Raw genomic sequence first — 15,364 nt, 5'->3', positions numbered from 1 at the left:
CGCGGCGGCGCGCTGTTGAGGCGTTTGTGGGACAAGTCGCAACCGGGGCTCACGCGGAGTTCGGAACGTCACCTGAGCAGTTTCACCGCTGGGGCAGTGAAAGCCCAAACCTCGGCTTCGGCGGCTCACATGAGCGGCGTGAGGAAGCGGCGCAGGCGCTCCTCGTAGGCGGCCGGATCGGCGTTCCACATGGCGGCGTGCCCGGCGTTCGGGACGGTGTGGAGCGTGACGCTCTCGGGGTGCTCGGCGGCCAGTTCCCGGGATGCGCGCCAGGGCGCGACGCTGTCGTCGGGGCCGTGGAAGATCATGACGGGGAGCGGCGCGCCGCCGTGGCCGGTGGGGTGGCCGGGAGGGCGTTCGTCCGTGTCGAGGCCGAAGCCGCCGTTGGCCGCGCCGAGCGCGAACGGCAGCAGCCGGGCGGGCACGCCGTGGTCGGCGGCCAGGGAGCGGAAGGTGGCGGCGGGCTCCAGGACGGGCGAGTCGAGGACGAGGCCGGCGACCTGGGCGTGGAGCGGCGACCGGACGGCGGCGCGCAGGGCCATGGCGCCGCCGGCGGACCAGCCGTAGAGGACGACGCGCTCGGCGCCGTAGCGGACGGCGTACCGCACGGCGGCCTCGGCGTCGCGCCACTCGTCGGCGCCGAGGCGGTTGACGCGGTCACGGGAGCGGGGGGCGCCGGGGTCGCCCCGGTAGACGGGGATGAGGACCGGGAAACGCTGCTCGCGCAGGAACGGCAGGAGGTTCAGGGGGTGTTCGCGGGTGGCGCCGAGACCGTGCAGGGCGATGACCCAGGTGGTGCGAGGGCCGGGCACGAACCAGGCGGGCAGCGGGCCGCTCTCGCCGGGGACGGACACGTCGGTGAACGGGATGCCGAGGGCGGTGCGCGGATCGCCGGTGTGGATCTGGGGGGTGAGCTCGACGGTGGTGCCGGGGGCGAGATCACCGCCGACGACGCGCTCCAGCTTCCGCACGACGGTGTCGGGGCCGCCGAACACGTCGTCGAGGACGGGCCCGACGACCGCGTGGCGACCACGGGCGGTGAGGCCATAGGTGCCCGGGCGCCGGGACCCGACGGACCGGGTGAGGGTGACGCGGCCGGGGCCGGTGGCGTGCACGGCGAGCCGTTCCCCGCCGAACCCGGCGGGCCGGGGTCGCCGCGAGGACCCCAGTGCGGCTCCCACGGCCCAACGTCCGGCGGCGACCGTGGCGACGGCCGCTCCGGCTCCCAGCAGGGTGGTGGCGGCCATGGCCGCCGTCGTGTGCCGACGCATGCCTTCCAGCATGGGCGCGATGGCCCAGTACCGCCATTCGGGCGGCGAGAAGCGGGCCGCGAGCGGCGGCCGGGGCCTGCCGTGGCCCGATCTGCGGGGATCGGGCCACGGCTCGTCCGTGGCCGTACGGGCGCGGCGCGGCGGCGCGGCGGCGCGCCCCGGGGAGCGTCGTGGCCCCGCGAAGATCCGGACGAGAGACCCGGCCGGTGCTCGGGGTCGGAGGTTCTCCGGTTGGTTCGCCGCGCGACGGGCGGCGCCGACGCGCCCCCGTCCCGGACCGGCGGGGAATCTCCGGCTCGGGACGCTAACGCTGGCCGTAGGTGCGGAGCTTGGTGGCGACCTTCGTCAGCTCTTCCGGCGGCAGCAGGGTCGGGGTGCGGCCCGGGACGGCGGTGGCGGTGAGCCACAGACGGCACATCCACTCCAGCTGGGCCGTGTTGTCGTACGCCTGGCGCAGGCTGCGGCCGTGAACGATCGTGCCGTGGTTGCGCAGCAGGCAGCCGGTGCGGTCGCGCAGGGCGGCGAGCATGTGGGTGGCCAGCTCCTCGCTGCCGTAGGTGGCGTACGGCGCGACGCGGACCGGGCCGCCGAGGGCGGCGGTCATGTAGTGGATGGCGGGCAGCTCGTCCACGAGGGTGGAGACGGCCGTCGCGTGCACCGCGTGGGTGTGGACGACGGCGGTGGCGTCCGTGGCGCCGTAGATCGCCAGATGCATCGGCAGCTCGCTGGTCGGGGCGAGGGAGCCGGCGCGGGGGCGGCCGGTCAGGTCCACGGCGAGGAGGTCGGCCGGGCCGAGGCGTTCGTAGGGGACGCCGGTGGGGGTGACCAGGACGGTGTCGTCCACGCGGACCGACAGGTTTCCCGAGGTGCCGACGACGAGGCCGTCCGTCACCGTCCGGCGTGCCCGGTCGATCAGCTCGCGCCACGCCTCGCGCCACGTGGACGGAACGTTTCGGCGCAGGACGATCCGATGCCGCCAGTTCATCTTTCGTTCACCTATTCACCTTACGTTAACGGCGTTTGTCCCCCCGCCCGCCGAGCGATTGTCCGGGTACATGGAACACATAACGCTGTTGATCACGATCGTGCTCATCACGGCTTTGGCGTTCGATTTCACCAACGGCTTCCACGACACGGCCAACGCCATGGCCACCACGATCTCGACCGGTGCCATGCGGCCCAAGGCCGCCGTGGCCATGTCGGCGGCGCTGAACCTCCTCGGCGCCTTCCTCTCGGTCGAGGTCGCGCGGACGATCTCCGGCGGCATCATCGACGAAGAGGCGGGCGTCCAGCCCGAAGTGATCTTCGCCGGGCTGGCCGGGGCCATCGTATGGAACCTGCTCACCTGGCTGGCCGGCCTCCCCTCCAGTTCGTCGCACGCCCTCTTCGGCGGCCTGATCGGCGCGACGCTCGCCTCGGTCGGCTCGGGCGCGGTCAACGGGGACGCCGTCGTCACCAAGGTCCTGGTACCGGCCGTGGCCGCCCCGCTGGTCGCCGGGCTCGCGGCGCTGCTGGCCACCCGGCTGACCTACCGCGTCACGCGCGGCGCCGACGAGAAGACCGCGGCCAAGGGATACCGGACGGGACAGATCGCCTCCGCCGCGCTCGTCTCCCTCGCGCACGGCACGAACGACGCGCAGAAGACGATGGGCGTCATGACGCTGGCACTGATCGCCGGCGGCACGCTGGACCCCGGCTCGGACCCGCCGCTGTGGGTGATCGGCTCCGCCGGGGCCGCCATCGCGCTCGGCACCTACCTCGGTGGCTGGCGCATCATCCGCACCATGGGCAAGGGCCTCACCGACATCCGGCCGCCGCAGGGCTTCGCCGCCCAGACCAGCGCGGCCACCACGATCCTCGCCTCCTCGCACATGGGGTTCGCGCTGTCCACCACGCAGGTCTGCTCGGGCGCGGTGATGGGCTGCGGCCTGGGCCGCAAGGGCGGCGTGGTCCACTGGTCCACCGCTTCGCGGATGGTCCTGGCGTGGGGCCTGACCCTCCCGGCGGCCGGGCTGATCGGCGCCGCCGGGGCGCTGCTGGCGGACCGGGGCGACTGGGGTGTGGGCGCGGTGGCGGTGCTGCTCGTCACGGCCGGGGTCGCGAGCTGGGCGCTGGCCCGCCGCCGGCCGGTCGACCACTCCAACGTCCTGGACACGGAGGTGGACGCGGGCAGGGAGATGGACCCGGGCACGGGGATGGACCCGGGCACGGCCCAGGAGCGGGACGCGGTCGGGGCCGTGCCCGGTCCGGTGCGCGTCGTCATCGCCGCGCCCGCCGCTACCGCGGCTCCCGCCGCCACTCCCGCTCCCGAGGTGTCGCTGTGAACATCGACTGGGCCGTTCTCGGCCAAGTGATTGTCGTCTCGGTGCTGCTGACGCTGGCCGTGGTCGGCCTGTTCTCGGTGGGCATCCGCACCGGGTCCGCCAAGTCGGCGGTGCGCTCGGCCGGTTACCTGTGTTTCACGGCGTGCGCGGCGGCCGTGGGCTACGGCATCTGGATCGTCGCGACGTAGTCCACGGGCCGGGAGCGGCTTCAACAGGGAGTTGACGCCGCTTCCGGCCCATGGTGGACTCAACGATGCCAAACGGCGGCAGGAGAGGAAGCCGGTGCGAATCCGGCGCGGTCCCGCCACTGTCACCGGGGAGTGCTCCCCCACCGAACGTCACGGTCCCGTCAGGGGCTGGAAGGCCGGGGGAAGCGCCGATCCGGGAGCCAGGAGACTCTCACCGCCGGTCACGTCGAACCAGGGCGCGGACCCTGAGTGAGGACATACCGCCATGACTGGCTCCTTCCTGCCCCCGCCACATCCGCACCGCGCCGCATCCGCACGAGGTACCACAACGGCCGGCTGACGTCATGCGCGCATCGCACGCGACGGCGTACGGCCTGGCCCTCGGCTACCTCGGCGATCTCCTCACCGGCGACCCGCGCCGGGGTCATCCGGTGGCCGCCTTCGGCCGTGCCGCCGCCGCCCTCGAACGCCGTCTGTGGCGCGACCACCGGGCCGCCGGTGTGCTGCACACCGCGCTGTGCGTCGGCGGAACGGCCGCGGGGGCGGCGGCACTCGCCGGGCTCACGCGGGGACACGCGGGGCGCGGCGCGGTAACGGCCATGGCCGCCTGGGCCGTTCTCGGCGGCACGAGCCTGGCGCGGGAGGCGCGCGGCCTCGGGGACGCGCTGGCGGCCGGAGACGTCGCGCGGGCACGGGAGTTGCTGCCCCGGCTCTGCGGGCGCGACCCGTTGTCGCTGGACGAACCGGCGCTGGCGCGGGCCGTCGTGGAGTCGGTCGCGGAGAACACCTCGGACGCGGTCGTCGGCGCGCTCGTCTGGGGCGCGATCGCCGGAGTGCCGGGGCTCGCCGCGTTCCGCGCGGTCAACACGCTGGACGCGATGGTCGGCCATCTCTCGCCGCGCTACCGCCGGTTCGGCTGGGCCTCGGCCCGGCTGGACGACCTGGCGGGCTGGCCGGGCGCCCGGCTCACCGCCGTCCTGGCCACCGTGGCCGGCCCCCGGCCGCGCGCCGCCGCCCGCGTGTGGCGGGCCGACGCGCACCGCCACCCGAGCCCCAACGCGGGCCCGGTGGAAGCCGCGTTCGCGGGCGCGCTGGGCGTCCGCCTCGGCGGCACGCTCTCCTACGGCGGACGGGTGGAGCACCGTCCGGTGCTCAACGCCGCTGGTCGCCCAGTGGATTTCGCCGACATCGACCGCGCGATCCGCCTCTCACGCCGCATCGGCACCCTGACCCTGGCCGCCTGCTGCGCGGCGAGCTACGCACGGGAGGCCCGAAGGTGAACGACCCGTACGAGCTCCCGCACCCCTCACTCGCGCCCCAGCGGGACGGGACCGAGAAGCCCACTCCGACGCCCGACCCGGGCGGCGACGCCGCCGGCGCGGCCCCGGACCCGCACGAACCCGCACCACGCGGCGCGGTCAACCGACCGGCGGACGCCGGCCCGGGCGAAGCCCCGCTCCCTCCCGCCCTGCCGTCCCCGCGGCACGGTCCAGTGCGGCGCGGTCCGGTACGGCGCGGGGGGGCGTTGCTCGTCGCCGGGACCACGTCCGACGCGGGGAAGAGTGTCGTCACCGCCGGGATCTGCCGGTGGCTCGCGCGGAAGGGAGTGCGGGTGGCGCCGTTCAAGGCGCAGAACATGTCGCTCAACTCCTTCGTCACCCGCGACGGCGCCGAGATCGGACGGGCGCAGGCCATGCAGGCCGCCGCCGCCCGGGTCGAGCCGAGCGCGCTGATGAATCCCGTGCTGCTCAAGCCCGGCAGCGATCGCGGGAGTCAGGTCGTCCTGCTGGGGCGGCCCGTCGGGGAGGTCACGGCACGCGGCTACCACACCGAGCGCCAGACCCGGCTGCTGCCGACCGTCACCGACTGCCTGGACCGGCTGCGCGCCGAGTACGACGCCGTGATCTGCGAGGGCGCGGGCAGTCCCGCCGAGATCAACCTGCGGCGCGGCGACATCGTCAACATGGGCCTGGCCCGCGCCGCCGGGCTGCCCGTCGTCATCGTCGGGGACATCGACCGGGGCGGCGTCTTCGCCTCCTTCTTCGGCACCACCGCCCTGCTGGCCGCCGCGGACCAAGCGCTGGTCGCGGGCTATGTCGTCAACAAGTTCCGTGGCGATCAGAGCCTGTTGACCCCGGGCCTGGACATGCTGCGCGGGCTGACCGGGCGGCCTGTGCTCGGGGTCCTCCCGCACCGGCACGGCCTGGGCATCGACGAGGAGGACGGCCTGCGGATGTCCCTGCGCGGCACCGTCCGCGAGGCGAGCGCCGCCCCGCCGCACGGCCGGGACGTGCTGCGGGTCACCGTCGTCGCCATCCCGCTGATGTCCAACTTCACGGACGTGGACGCACTGGCCGCCGAACCAGGGGTCGCCGTCCGCTTCACCGACCGGCCCGAGGAGCTGGCCGACGCCGACCTGGTGGTGATCCCCGGCACCCGGGGCACCGTGCGGGCGCTGGCCTGGCTGCGTGAACGCGGCCTGGCCGACGCCCTGTCGCGGCGCGCCGCCGAGCGGCGGCCGGTGCTGGGCATCTGCGGCGGCTTCCAACTCCTCGGCGAATCCATCGAGGACGACGTCGAGTCCCGGGAGGGCCGCGTCGACGGACTCGGCCTGCTGCCCGTCCACGTGCGGTTCGCCACCGGCAAGACCCTGGCCAGGCCCACCGGTCACGCGCTCGGCCACCCCGTCGAGGGCTACGAGATCCACCACGGCGTCGCGGATGTCCGGGGCGGCGAGCCGTTCCTCGACGGCTGCCGCGTCGGGGCCGTGTGGGGCACCCACTGGCACGGCTCGCTCGAAAGCGACGGATTCCGCCGGGCGTTCCTGACCCGGATCGCGGCGGACACCGGCCGGGCCTTCGTCCCGGCCCCGGACACGGGCTTCGGCGCGCTGCGCGAGGAGCAACTCGACCGGCTGGGCGATCTCATCGAGGAACACGCCGACACCGCCGCCCTGATGCGGCTCATCGAGGAGGGCGTCCCCGACGGCCTCCCCTTCATCCCGCCGGGAGCGCCATGACGACCGTGCTGCTGCTGTCCACCGCCGACACCGACCTGCTGGCCGCCCGCGCCTCGGGCGCCTCCTACCGGATCGCCAACCCGGCCCGGGTGGACACCGCTTCGGAGCTACCCGCGCTGCTCGCGGGCGCCGATCTCGTCGTGGTGCGGCTGCTGGGCGGCCTGCGCGCCTGGGAGGACGGGGTGGCCGCCGTCACGCGCTCCGGGCTCCCGGCCGTGCTGCTCGGTGGTGAGTCGACGCCGGACGCCGAGCTGATGGCCGCCTCCACCGCGCCCGCCGGGGTGGTCGCCGAGGCGTTGGCCTACCTGGTCGCGGGCGGCTCGGACAACCTCGCGGAGCTGGCGCGTTTCCTGTCCGACACCCTGCTGCTCACCGGCCACGGCTTCGCGCCGCCCCGGCCGATGCCCGCGTTCGGCACGCATGGGGCCCGCGCGCACAAGCCGGACCGGCCGACCGTGGGCGTCCTCTTCTACCGGGCGCACGAACTGGCGGGCAACACCGCGTTCGTGGACACTCTGTGCGACGCGCTGGAGGAGCGCGGTGCCAACGCCCTGCCCGTGTACTGCGGTTCGCTGCGCGGCGCCGACCCCGCGCTGTACGAGCTGCTCGGCCGCGCGGACGCGCTGATCGCGGCCGTGCTGGCGGCGGGCGGCAAGAGCGGTGGCGACGACGAGACATGGGACATCGGCGCGCTGGCCGAGCTCGACGTGCCCGTGCTCCAGGGCCTGTGCCTGACCGGCTCGCGCGCCGCCTGGGACGAGTCGGACGCGGCGCTGTCCCCGATGGACGCGGCGATGCAGGTCGCCATCCCGGAGTTCGACGGACGGCTGATCACCGTGCCGTTCTCCTTCAAGGAGGAAGGACCCGACGGCGTGCCCGTGTACGTCGCGGACCCCGAACGGGCCGGGCGGGTGGCCGGGATCGCCGTCCGGTACGCGGCGCTGCGGCACAAGCCGAACGCCGGGAAGCGCCTCGGCCTCGTCTTCACCGCCTACCCGACGAAACACGCCCGTGTCGGCAACGCCGTCGGTCTGGACACCCCCGCCTCAGCCATCCGGCTGCTGGCCGCGCTGGCGGAGGCCGGTTACGCGGTCGGGGACCACCCGGACCACGGTGACGAGCTGATCCACCGGCTCATCGCGGCCGGCGGCCACGACGTCGAGTGGCTCACCGAGGAGCAACTGGCCGCCGCCCCGGCCCGGGTGCCGCTCGCCGACTACGTCACGTGGTTCGAACGGCTCGACCCCGGGCTGCGGGAGGCGATGCGGGAGCACTGGGGCGAGCCACCGGGTTCGCTGTACGTGGACGGCGACGACATCGTGCTGGCGTCCCTGCGGTTCGGCGATGTCGTGCTGATGATCCAGCCGCCGCGCGGCTTCGGCGAGAACCCGATCGCGATCTACCACGACCCCGATCTGCCGCCCTCCCACCACTACCTGGCCGCCTACCGCTGGCTCGACCACACCTTCGGCGCCGACGCGGTGGTGCACCTGGGCAAGCACGGCACCATGGAGTGGCTGCCGGGCAAGGGGCTCGGCCTCTCGCGGGGCTGCGCGCCCGACGCCGTGCTCGGTGAACTGCCGCTGGTGTACCCGTTCATCGTCAACGACCCCGGCGAGGGCACGCAGGCCAAGCGGCGCGGTCACGCCACGGTGGTGGACCACCTGGTGCCGCCGATGGCGCGCGCCGACTCCTACGGCGACCTGGCGAAGCTGGAGCAACTGCTCGACGAGTACGCCCTGGTGAGCGATCTCGACCCGGCCAAGGTGCCCGCCGTGCGCGGCCAGATCTGGACGCTGGTACGGGCGGCGGAGCTGCACCGGGACCTGCATGTCGAAGACCAGCCGGACGAGGACGACTTCGACGAGTTCGTGCTCCATCTCGACGGCTGGCTCTGCGAGATCAAGGATGTCCAGATCCGCGACGGCCTGCACATCCTGGGCATGGGCCCGGAGGGCGAGGCGCGGGTCAACCTGGCGCTGGCGGTGCTGCGTTCGGCCCAGATATGGGGTGGCGTGGCCGGGGCGCTCCCCGGGCTGCGGGCGGCGCTGGCCGCGCATTACGAGCTGGTCGAGGCTGAGTTGCTGGCCGAGCCGGGCGCACGGCTGGCGGTCCCGGCGGCGCTCGGCGATGGCCGCACGGCCTCCGACGCCGTCGACCTGCTGGAGGGGCTCGCACGGCGGCTCGTGGAGACGATGGAGGCGCGCGGCTGGGCCCGGGAGGCGGCCGAACCGGCGGTGGCCGAAGTGGTCGGCGCCGAGGTGCCGGAGGCCGCGCGGGTGCTGGAGTTCGCCGCCGACGAGGTGATTCCGCGCCTGGCCCGGACCACCGACGAGATCACCCATGTGCTGCACGCGCTGGAGGGCGGCTACGTGCCGGCCGGGCCGTCCGGCTCGCCCACTCGTGGCCTGGTCAACGTGCTGCCGACCGGCCGGAACTTCTACTCGGTCGATCCGAAGGCGATCCCGTCGCGGCTGTCGTGGGACGTCGGCAGCGCGCTGGCCGACTCGCTGCTGGCGCGGCACCTGGCCGACCACGGCACGTATCCGGCGTCCGTGGGACTGACGGTGTGGGGCACCTCGTGCATGCGCACGCAGGGCGACGACATCGCGGAGATCCTGGCGCTGCTGGGCTGCCGGCCGGTGTGGGACGACGCCTCGCGGCGGGTGACGGGCTTCGAGGTGGTGCGGCCGGCGGAGTTGGGGCGGCCCAGGATCGATGTCACGGTCCGGATCTCGGGGTTCTTCCGGGACGCCTTCCCGCACGTGGTGGCGCTGATCGACGACGCGGTGCGGGCCGTCGCGGAGCTGGACGAGCCCGCGGACCAGAACTTCGTGCGGGCGCACGCGGATGAGGACACCGCCCGGCACGGCGACCGGCGGCGGGCCACGTCGCGGATCTTCGGCTCCAAGCCGGGCGCGTACGGCGCGGGCCTGCTGCCGCTGATCGACGCGCGGAACTGGCGGGACGACGCGGACCTGGCCGAGGTGTACGCGGTCTGGGGCGGCTACGCCTACGGCCGGGGCCTGGACGGCCGCCCGGCGCGCGGCGACATGGAGACGGCGTTCCGGCGGATCCAGGTGGCGGCGAAGAACGTCGACACGCGCGAGCACGACATCGCGGACGCCGACGACTACTTCCAGTACCACGGCGGGATGGTCGCCATGGTCCGCCATCTGACCGGGGAGTCCCCTGAGGCGTACATCGGCGACAGCGCGGTGCCGGACCAGGTCAAGACGCGGACGCTGAGCGAGGAGACCCACCGGGTGTTCCGGGCTCGCGTGGTCAACCCCCGCTGGATGGCGGCGATGCGGCGGCACGGCTACAAGGGCGCCTTCGAAATGGCCGCGACCGTCGACTACTTGTTCGGCTACGACGCGACGGCGGGCGTCGTGGACGACTGGATGTACGAGAAGTTGGCGGCGGAGTACGTCTTCGACCCCGAGAACCAGGCGTTCATGCGGAAGTCCAACCCGTGGGCGCTGCGCGGCGTCACGGAACGCCTGCTGGAGGCCGCGGACCGGGGCCTGTGGGCCGAGCCGGACCAGGAGACGCTGGACCGGCTCCGGCAGACCTACCTCGATCTCGAAGGCGACCTGGAGGGTGACTCATGACCAGCCCCTATCCGTTCACCGCGATCGTCGGGATGGACGACCTGCGACTCGCCCTGCTGCTCAACGCGGTCTCCCCCGCCGTCGGCGGGGTGCTCGTCCGGGGTGAGAAGGGGACCGCCAAGAGCACTGCGGTACGGGCGCTTTCGGCCCTGCTGCCGGAGGTGGAGGTGGTGTCGTGGTGCCGGTTCTCCTGCGATCCGGCCGCGCCCGATCCCGCGTGCCCGGACGGCCCGCACCCCGTCGGGGACGGCACCACGCGGCCGGCCCGGCTGGTCGAGCTGCCGGTCGGGGCGAGCGAGGACCGGCTCGTCGGCGCGCTCGACATCGAACGGGCCCTGGCGGAGGGGGTGAAGGCGTTCGAGCCGGGGCTGCTGGCGCACGCGCACCGGGGGGTGCTCTACGTGGACGAGGTGAACCTGCTCAGCGACTTCCTCGTGGACTCGCTGCTCGACGCCGCCGCGATGGGCACCGCCTACGTCGAACGCGAGGGCGTCTCGGTCCGGTACGCCTCCCGCTTCCTGCTGGTCGGCACCATGAACCCGGAAGAGGGCGAGCTGCGCCCGCAGTTGCTCGACCGGTTCGGGCTGACCGTCGAGGTCGCCGCGTCGCGCGAGACCGACGAGCGGGTGGAGGTCGTGCGCCGGCGGCTCGCCCACGACGACGATCCGGCCGGGTTCGCCGCCCGGTGGGCGGACGAGGAGGAGGCGCTGCGGCAACGAATCGCCGCCGCACGGGCGTTGCTGCCGAGCGTGCGGCTGGGCGACGCGGCGCTGCGGCAGATCGCGGCCACCTGCGCGGCGTTCGAGGTGGACGGCATGCGCGCGGACATCGTGATGGCCCGCACGGCGACCGCGCTCGCCGCTTGGGCGGGACGGACCGACGTGCTGGCCGAGGACGTCCGGCAGGCCGCGCTGCTCGCGCTCCCGCACCGCAGGCGCCGTTCGCCGTTCGACGCGCCGGGGCTGGACCAGCAGAAGCTCGACGAGACGCTGGAGCGGGAGCGGGGCGAGGGCGGCGGCGGGGACGACGATCCCGAGCCCACTCCCCCGGACGACGACGGCGACGGCGGCGGGGACGGGGACAGGGACGGCGGTCAGGACGCGGACGGACCGTCGCCGGGCCAGGAGCACTCCGACGCCGACACCGACGGCACGGGCGGCGGCGGGGAGCGGACGCCCGCGCCCGCCGGGAAGCCGTTCACCGCGCGGGCGTTGACCGTGCCCGGGGTCGGCGAGGGCGCGGCCGGGCGACGCTCCCGGGCGCGGACCGCGCAGGGCCGCACCACCGGCGACCGGCGTCCCCAGGACGCCCTCGGCAAGCTGCACGTGGCCGCGACGCTGCGCGCCGCCGCGCCGCACCAGCGGGCGCGCGGGCGGTCCGGGCCGGGGTTGGTGATCCGGCGCGACGATCTGCGGGAGGCCGTACGCGAGGGCCGTGAGTCGAATCTCGTGCTGTTCGTCGTGGACGCCTCCGGCTCGATGGCCGCGCGGCAGCGGATGAGCGCCGTCAAGGGCGCCGTGCTGTCACTGCTGCTCGACGCCTACCAGCGACGCGACAAGGTGGGGCTGGTGACGTTCCGCCGCTCGGCGGCCGACCTGGTGCTGCCGCCCACGTCCTCGGTGGACGCCGCCGCCGCGCGCCTGGAACTGCTGCCGACCGGCGGCCGTACGCCGCTGGCCGAAGGGCTGCTGCGGGCGCGCGAGGTGCTGCGCGTGGAGCGGCTGCGCGATCCGGCGCGCCGCCCGCTGCTCGTCGCCGTCACGGACGGCCGGGCCACGGGCGGGCCCGAGCCGGTGGAACGGGCCCGCCGCGCGGCGCGCCTGCTGGCGGCCGAGGGCACCGCGTCGGTAGTGGTCGACTGCGAGTCCGGCCCGGTGCGGCTCGGCCTCGCCGGCGCGCTCGCCCGCGAACTCGGCGGACCGGCCGTCACGCTCGACGAGTTGCGCGCGGACACGGTGGCCGCGCTGGTCAACAACGTGAGGAGGGCCGCCTGATGCCCCAGGGACAGCCGTCCGTCGTGCCGGACGACGGACTCACCACGCGGCAGCGCCGCAACCGTCCGCTGGTCGTCGTGCACACCGGCACCGGCAAGGGCAAGTCGACGGCCGCGTTCGGGCTCGCGCTGCGCGCCTGGAATCAAGGCTGGCCGATCGGCGTGTTCCAGTTCGTCAAGTCGGCCAAGTGGCGCGTCGGGGAAGAGCGGGCGCTGCGCGTGCTCGGCGCGAGCGGCGAGGGCGGCAGCGTGGCGTGGCACAAGATGGGCGAGGGCTGGTCGTGGGTACAGCGCGACATCGCCTCCAGCGAGGACGCCGCCCGCGAGGGCTGGGAGCAGGTGAAGCGGGACCTGGCGGCGGAGACGTACCGGCTGTACGTGCTGGACGAGTTCGCGTATCCGATGCACTGGGGCTGGGTGGACACCGACGAGGTGGTCTCCGTGCTACGGGGCCGGCCGGGCACGCAGCACGTGGTGATCACCGGGCGCAACGCCCCCGCCGCGCTGCTCGACGCGGCGGATCTGGTCACCGAGATGGGCAAGGTCAAGCACCCGATGGACGCCGGGCAGAAGGGTCAGCGAGGCATCGAATGGTGAGCTCATGATGACCGTCCCCCGGCTGGTGATCGCCGCGCCCGCCTCGGGCAGCGGCAAGACCACCGTCGCCACCGGCCTGATGGCCGCGTTCGCCGCGCGCGGGATGGCGGTGTCCGGCCACAAGGTCGGCCCCGACTACATCGATCCGGGCTACCACGCCCTGGCCACCGGCCGCCCCGGCCGGAACCTGGACGCCTTCCTGTGCGGCCCCGAGCTGATCGCGCCGCTGTTCGCGAACGGCGCGGCCGGGGCCGAACTCGCCGTGATCGAGGGCGTGATGGGCCTGTTCGACGGCGCGGCCGGCGAGGGCGAGCTGGGATCGACGGCGCAGGTGGCAAAGCTCTTGCGGGCGCCGGTCGTGCTGGTGGTGGACGCCTCGTCGCAGTCCCGTTCGGTGGCCGCGCTGGTGCACGGCTTCGCGTCCTGGGACCCGGAGGTGCGGCTGGCGGGCGTGATCCTCAACAAGGTCGGGTCCGAGCGGCACGAGGAGCTGCTGCGCGAGGCGCTGGACCAGTCCGGGGTGCCGGTGCTGGGCGCGCTGCGCCGCGCCCAGCAGGTCCGGACTCCCTCCCGTCACCTGGGACTTGTACCGGTGGCCGAGCGGGAGGCGGATGCGGTGACCGCCGTCGGGGCGCTGGCCGGGCAGGTCCGCGAGGGCGTGGACCTGGACGCGGTGCTGGCCCTGGCGCGCGACGCGCCGCCGTTGCCCCTGCCGGCGGGTGCCGCGTGGACGCCGCCCGGGCCCGGACAGAAGCGCGCGCGGCGGCCGGTGATCGCCGTGGCGGGCGGGGCGGCGTTCACGTTCTCCTACGCCGAGCACACCGAGGCGCTGCGCGCGGCGGGCGCCGAGGTCGCCGTGTTCGACCCGCTGCGTGACGAGACGCTGCCGGCGGGCACGGCGGGGCTGGTCATCGGCGGCGGGTTCCCCGAGGTGTACGCGGCGGAGCTGTCCGCGAACGAGCCGTTGCGCGCGGCCGTGGCCGGACTGGCGGCGGACGGGGCGCCGGTGGCGGCCGAGTGTGCCGGACTGCTGTACCTGGCACGGTCGTTGGACGGGATGCCGATGTGCGGGGTGCTGGACGCCACGGCCCGGATGTCGGAGCGCCTGACGCTTGGGTACCGGGCGGCGGTGGCCGTCCACGACAGCGCGCTGGCGGCGGCCGGAACGCGGGTGCGGGGACATGAATTCCACCGGACCGTGCTCGAACCGGGCGCGGGCGAGCGGCCCGCGTGGGGCGTGACGCGGCCGGAGCGCCGCGTCGAGGGTTTCGTGCGGGACGGCGTGCACGCCTCGTACCTGCATGTGCACTGGGCCGCCGTGCCATCGGCGGCCGGGCGGCTGGTGGCGCACGCCGCCGCCGCTCGCGACGTCAAGACAGGAAGTATCGGATGAGCACCGCACAGCGCCTCCTGACGGGAGTCGGCGTAGGACCGGGCGACCCCGAACTGGTCACCGTGAAGGGCGTGAACGCGCTGCGCGGCGCGGCCGTCGTCGTCGTTCCCGTGCTGGACACGGGCGAACGGGGGCGGGCCGAGGCGACGGTGCTGCACTACGTCCCGCCCGAGCGGGTGGTGCGGGTCGTCTTCGCACTGAACGAGCGCAGCGACCGGGCGCGGCGGGAGGCCGCGTGGGACGCGGCGGGCGAGCGTGTGGCCGAACTGCTGCGCGGGCACGGGTCGGTGGCGTTCGCGACGATCGGTGATCCGAACGTGTACTCGACGTTCACGTATCTCGCCCAGACGGTGGGCGAGTCGGTGCCGGGGCTGCGGGTGGAGACGGTGCCGGGCATCACTGCCATGCAGGACCTGGCGGCGCGCGGCGGTGCCGTACTGACCGAGGGCACCGAGCCGTTGACGCTGGTCCCGGTCACGGCCGGGGCCGAGGTGCTGCGGGAGGCGCTGCGCGGGCCCGGCACGGTCGTGGCGTACAAGTTCGGCCGGCTGGCGGGCGAGGTGGTCGCCGCGCTGCGCGAGACGGGCCGGGCCGAGGGCGCCGTGTGGGGCTCGTCGCTGGGCCTGCCGGAGGAGTCGATCCGCCCGGCCGGGGAGCTGCCGGAGAGCGGCGAACTTCCCTACCTGTCCACGCTGATCGCTCCGGCGCGCCGGAGCGGACGGGGAGAGAAACTGTGAGCGACGACCGCGCGGCCACCCAACCGCACCCCACAACGATGCCCACACCCAGCCACGCGAGCGGAGAAGCTCACCAAGAGGACACCGTGAGCGACGACCGCGCGGCCACCCAACCGCACCCCACAACGATGCCCACACCCAGCCACGCGAGCGGAGAAGCTCACCAAGAGGATGCCGTGAGCGACAACCGCACGGCCACCCAACCGCACCCCACAACGATGCCCACAC

11 protein-coding genes and 1 riboswitch are annotated in these 15,364 nt (G+C 74.5%); of the genes, 9 read left to right on the top strand and 2 right to left on the bottom strand.

All coding sequences use genetic code 11. The features are described from left to right. Nucleotides 1-125: 125 nt before the first annotated feature. Together OIE51_RS23160 and OIE51_RS23155 are read right to left on the bottom strand one after the other, a co-directional pair. Nucleotides 126-1,271, bottom strand: a complete 1,146-nt coding sequence (locus OIE51_RS23160) for an alpha/beta hydrolase (protein ID WP_326599715.1) — start codon at nt 1,269-1,271, stop codon at nt 126-128. Between the two features lie 304 nt (nt 1,272-1,575). Then, complete coding sequence (locus OIE51_RS23155; protein ID WP_326599714.1) at nt 1,576-2,256, bottom strand: class II aldolase/adducin family protein; 681 nt, start codon at nt 2,254-2,256, stop codon at nt 1,576-1,578. 70 nt (nt 2,257-2,326) lie between these two features. On the opposite strand from OIE51_RS23155, the gene OIE51_RS23150 reads away from it, so the two are divergent. From OIE51_RS23150 to cobI, 9 genes are all read left to right on the top strand, one after another. After that, nucleotides 2,327-3,595 (top strand): inorganic phosphate transporter, encoded by a 1,269-nt coding sequence (locus OIE51_RS23150; RefSeq protein ID WP_326599713.1) that lies wholly within the window; start codon nt 2,327-2,329, stop codon nt 3,593-3,595. After that, on the top strand, nt 3,592-3,783 hold the full coding sequence (locus OIE51_RS23145; protein WP_326599712.1) for a hypothetical protein: 192 nt from the start codon (nt 3,592-3,594) through the stop codon (nt 3,781-3,783). The genes OIE51_RS23150 and OIE51_RS23145 overlap by 4 nt, the downstream gene beginning before the upstream one ends. A gap of 84 nt (nt 3,784-3,867) precedes the next feature. Beyond that, nucleotides 3,868-3,994: riboswitch (cobalamin riboswitch) on the top strand. A 133-nt stretch (nt 3,995-4,127) separates the two neighbouring features. Further along, entirely contained in the window at nt 4,128-5,063 is a 936-nt protein-coding gene (locus tag OIE51_RS23140; protein ID WP_326599711.1) for a cobalamin biosynthesis protein, read from the top strand. Nucleotides 5,064-5,275: 212 nt separating this feature from the next. Further along, nucleotides 5,276-6,802 (top strand): cobyric acid synthase, encoded by a 1,527-nt coding sequence (locus OIE51_RS23135; RefSeq protein WP_326600757.1) that lies wholly within the window; start codon nt 5,276-5,278, stop codon nt 6,800-6,802. Continuing rightward, nucleotides 6,799-10,416 carry a cobaltochelatase subunit CobN gene (gene cobN / locus OIE51_RS23130; RefSeq protein WP_326599710.1) on the top strand — a complete coding sequence of 1,206 codons (3,618 nt, stop codon included), beginning with the start codon at nt 6,799-6,801 and terminating at the stop codon, nt 10,414-10,416. Before OIE51_RS23135 ends, cobN begins: the two co-directional genes overlap by 4 nt. Continuing rightward, nucleotides 10,413-12,410, top strand: coding sequence for a putative cobaltochelatase (locus tag OIE51_RS23125; RefSeq protein WP_326599708.1), 1,998 nt, complete (start codon nt 10,413-10,415; stop codon nt 12,408-12,410). The genes cobN and OIE51_RS23125 overlap by 4 nt, the downstream gene beginning before the upstream one ends. Continuing rightward, nucleotides 12,410-13,006, top strand: a complete 597-nt coding sequence (gene cobO, locus OIE51_RS23120) for a cob(I)yrinic acid a,c-diamide adenosyltransferase (protein WP_326599707.1) — start codon at nt 12,410-12,412, stop codon at nt 13,004-13,006. Before OIE51_RS23125 ends, cobO begins: the two co-directional genes overlap by 1 nt. 4 nt (nt 13,007-13,010) lie before the next feature. After that, nucleotides 13,011-14,399, top strand: a complete 1,389-nt coding sequence (locus OIE51_RS23115) for a cobyrinate a,c-diamide synthase (protein ID WP_326599705.1) — start codon at nt 13,011-13,013, stop codon at nt 14,397-14,399. Continuing rightward, entirely contained in the window at nt 14,396-15,136 is a 741-nt protein-coding gene (gene cobI, locus OIE51_RS23110) for a precorrin-2 C(20)-methyltransferase (protein ID WP_326599704.1), read from the top strand. The genes OIE51_RS23115 and cobI overlap by 4 nt, the downstream gene beginning before the upstream one ends. Nucleotides 15,137-15,364 lie beyond the last annotated feature (228 nt).

The sequence above is a fragment of the Streptomyces sp. NBC_01803 genome (genome assembly GCF_035917415.1).
Lineage (GTDB): Bacteria > Actinomycetota > Actinomycetes > Streptomycetales > Streptomycetaceae > Streptomyces.
The sequence above is the reverse complement of the archived record's forward strand: the minus strand, read 5'-3'. Positions and strand labels throughout refer to the sequence as shown.

Excerpts from the sequence above, each read along its gene's own strand:
- OIE51_RS23150 (WP_326599713.1), top strand. The coding sequence starts at position 2,327 with ATGGAACACATAACGCTGTTGATCACGATCGTGCTCATCACGGCTTTG.
- OIE51_RS23160 (WP_326599715.1), bottom strand. The coding sequence starts at position 1,271 with ATGCGTCGGCACACGACGGCGGCCATGGCCGCCACCACCCTGCTGGGA.
- OIE51_RS23140 (WP_326599711.1), top strand. The coding sequence starts at position 4,128 with ATGCGCGCATCGCACGCGACGGCGTACGGCCTGGCCCTCGGCTACCTC.
- cobO (WP_326599707.1), top strand. The coding sequence starts at position 12,410 with ATGCCCCAGGGACAGCCGTCCGTCGTGCCGGACGACGGACTCACCACG.
- OIE51_RS23115 (WP_326599705.1), top strand. The coding sequence starts at position 13,011 with ATGATGACCGTCCCCCGGCTGGTGATCGCCGCGCCCGCCTCGGGCAGC.
- cobI (WP_326599704.1), top strand. The coding sequence starts at position 14,396 with ATGAGCACCGCACAGCGCCTCCTGACGGGAGTCGGCGTAGGACCGGGC.
- OIE51_RS23125 (WP_326599708.1), top strand. The coding sequence starts at position 10,413 with ATGACCAGCCCCTATCCGTTCACCGCGATCGTCGGGATGGACGACCTG.
- OIE51_RS23155 (WP_326599714.1), bottom strand. The coding sequence starts at position 2,256 with ATGAACTGGCGGCATCGGATCGTCCTGCGCCGAAACGTTCCGTCCACG.
- cobN (WP_326599710.1), top strand. The coding sequence starts at position 6,799 with ATGACGACCGTGCTGCTGCTGTCCACCGCCGACACCGACCTGCTGGCC.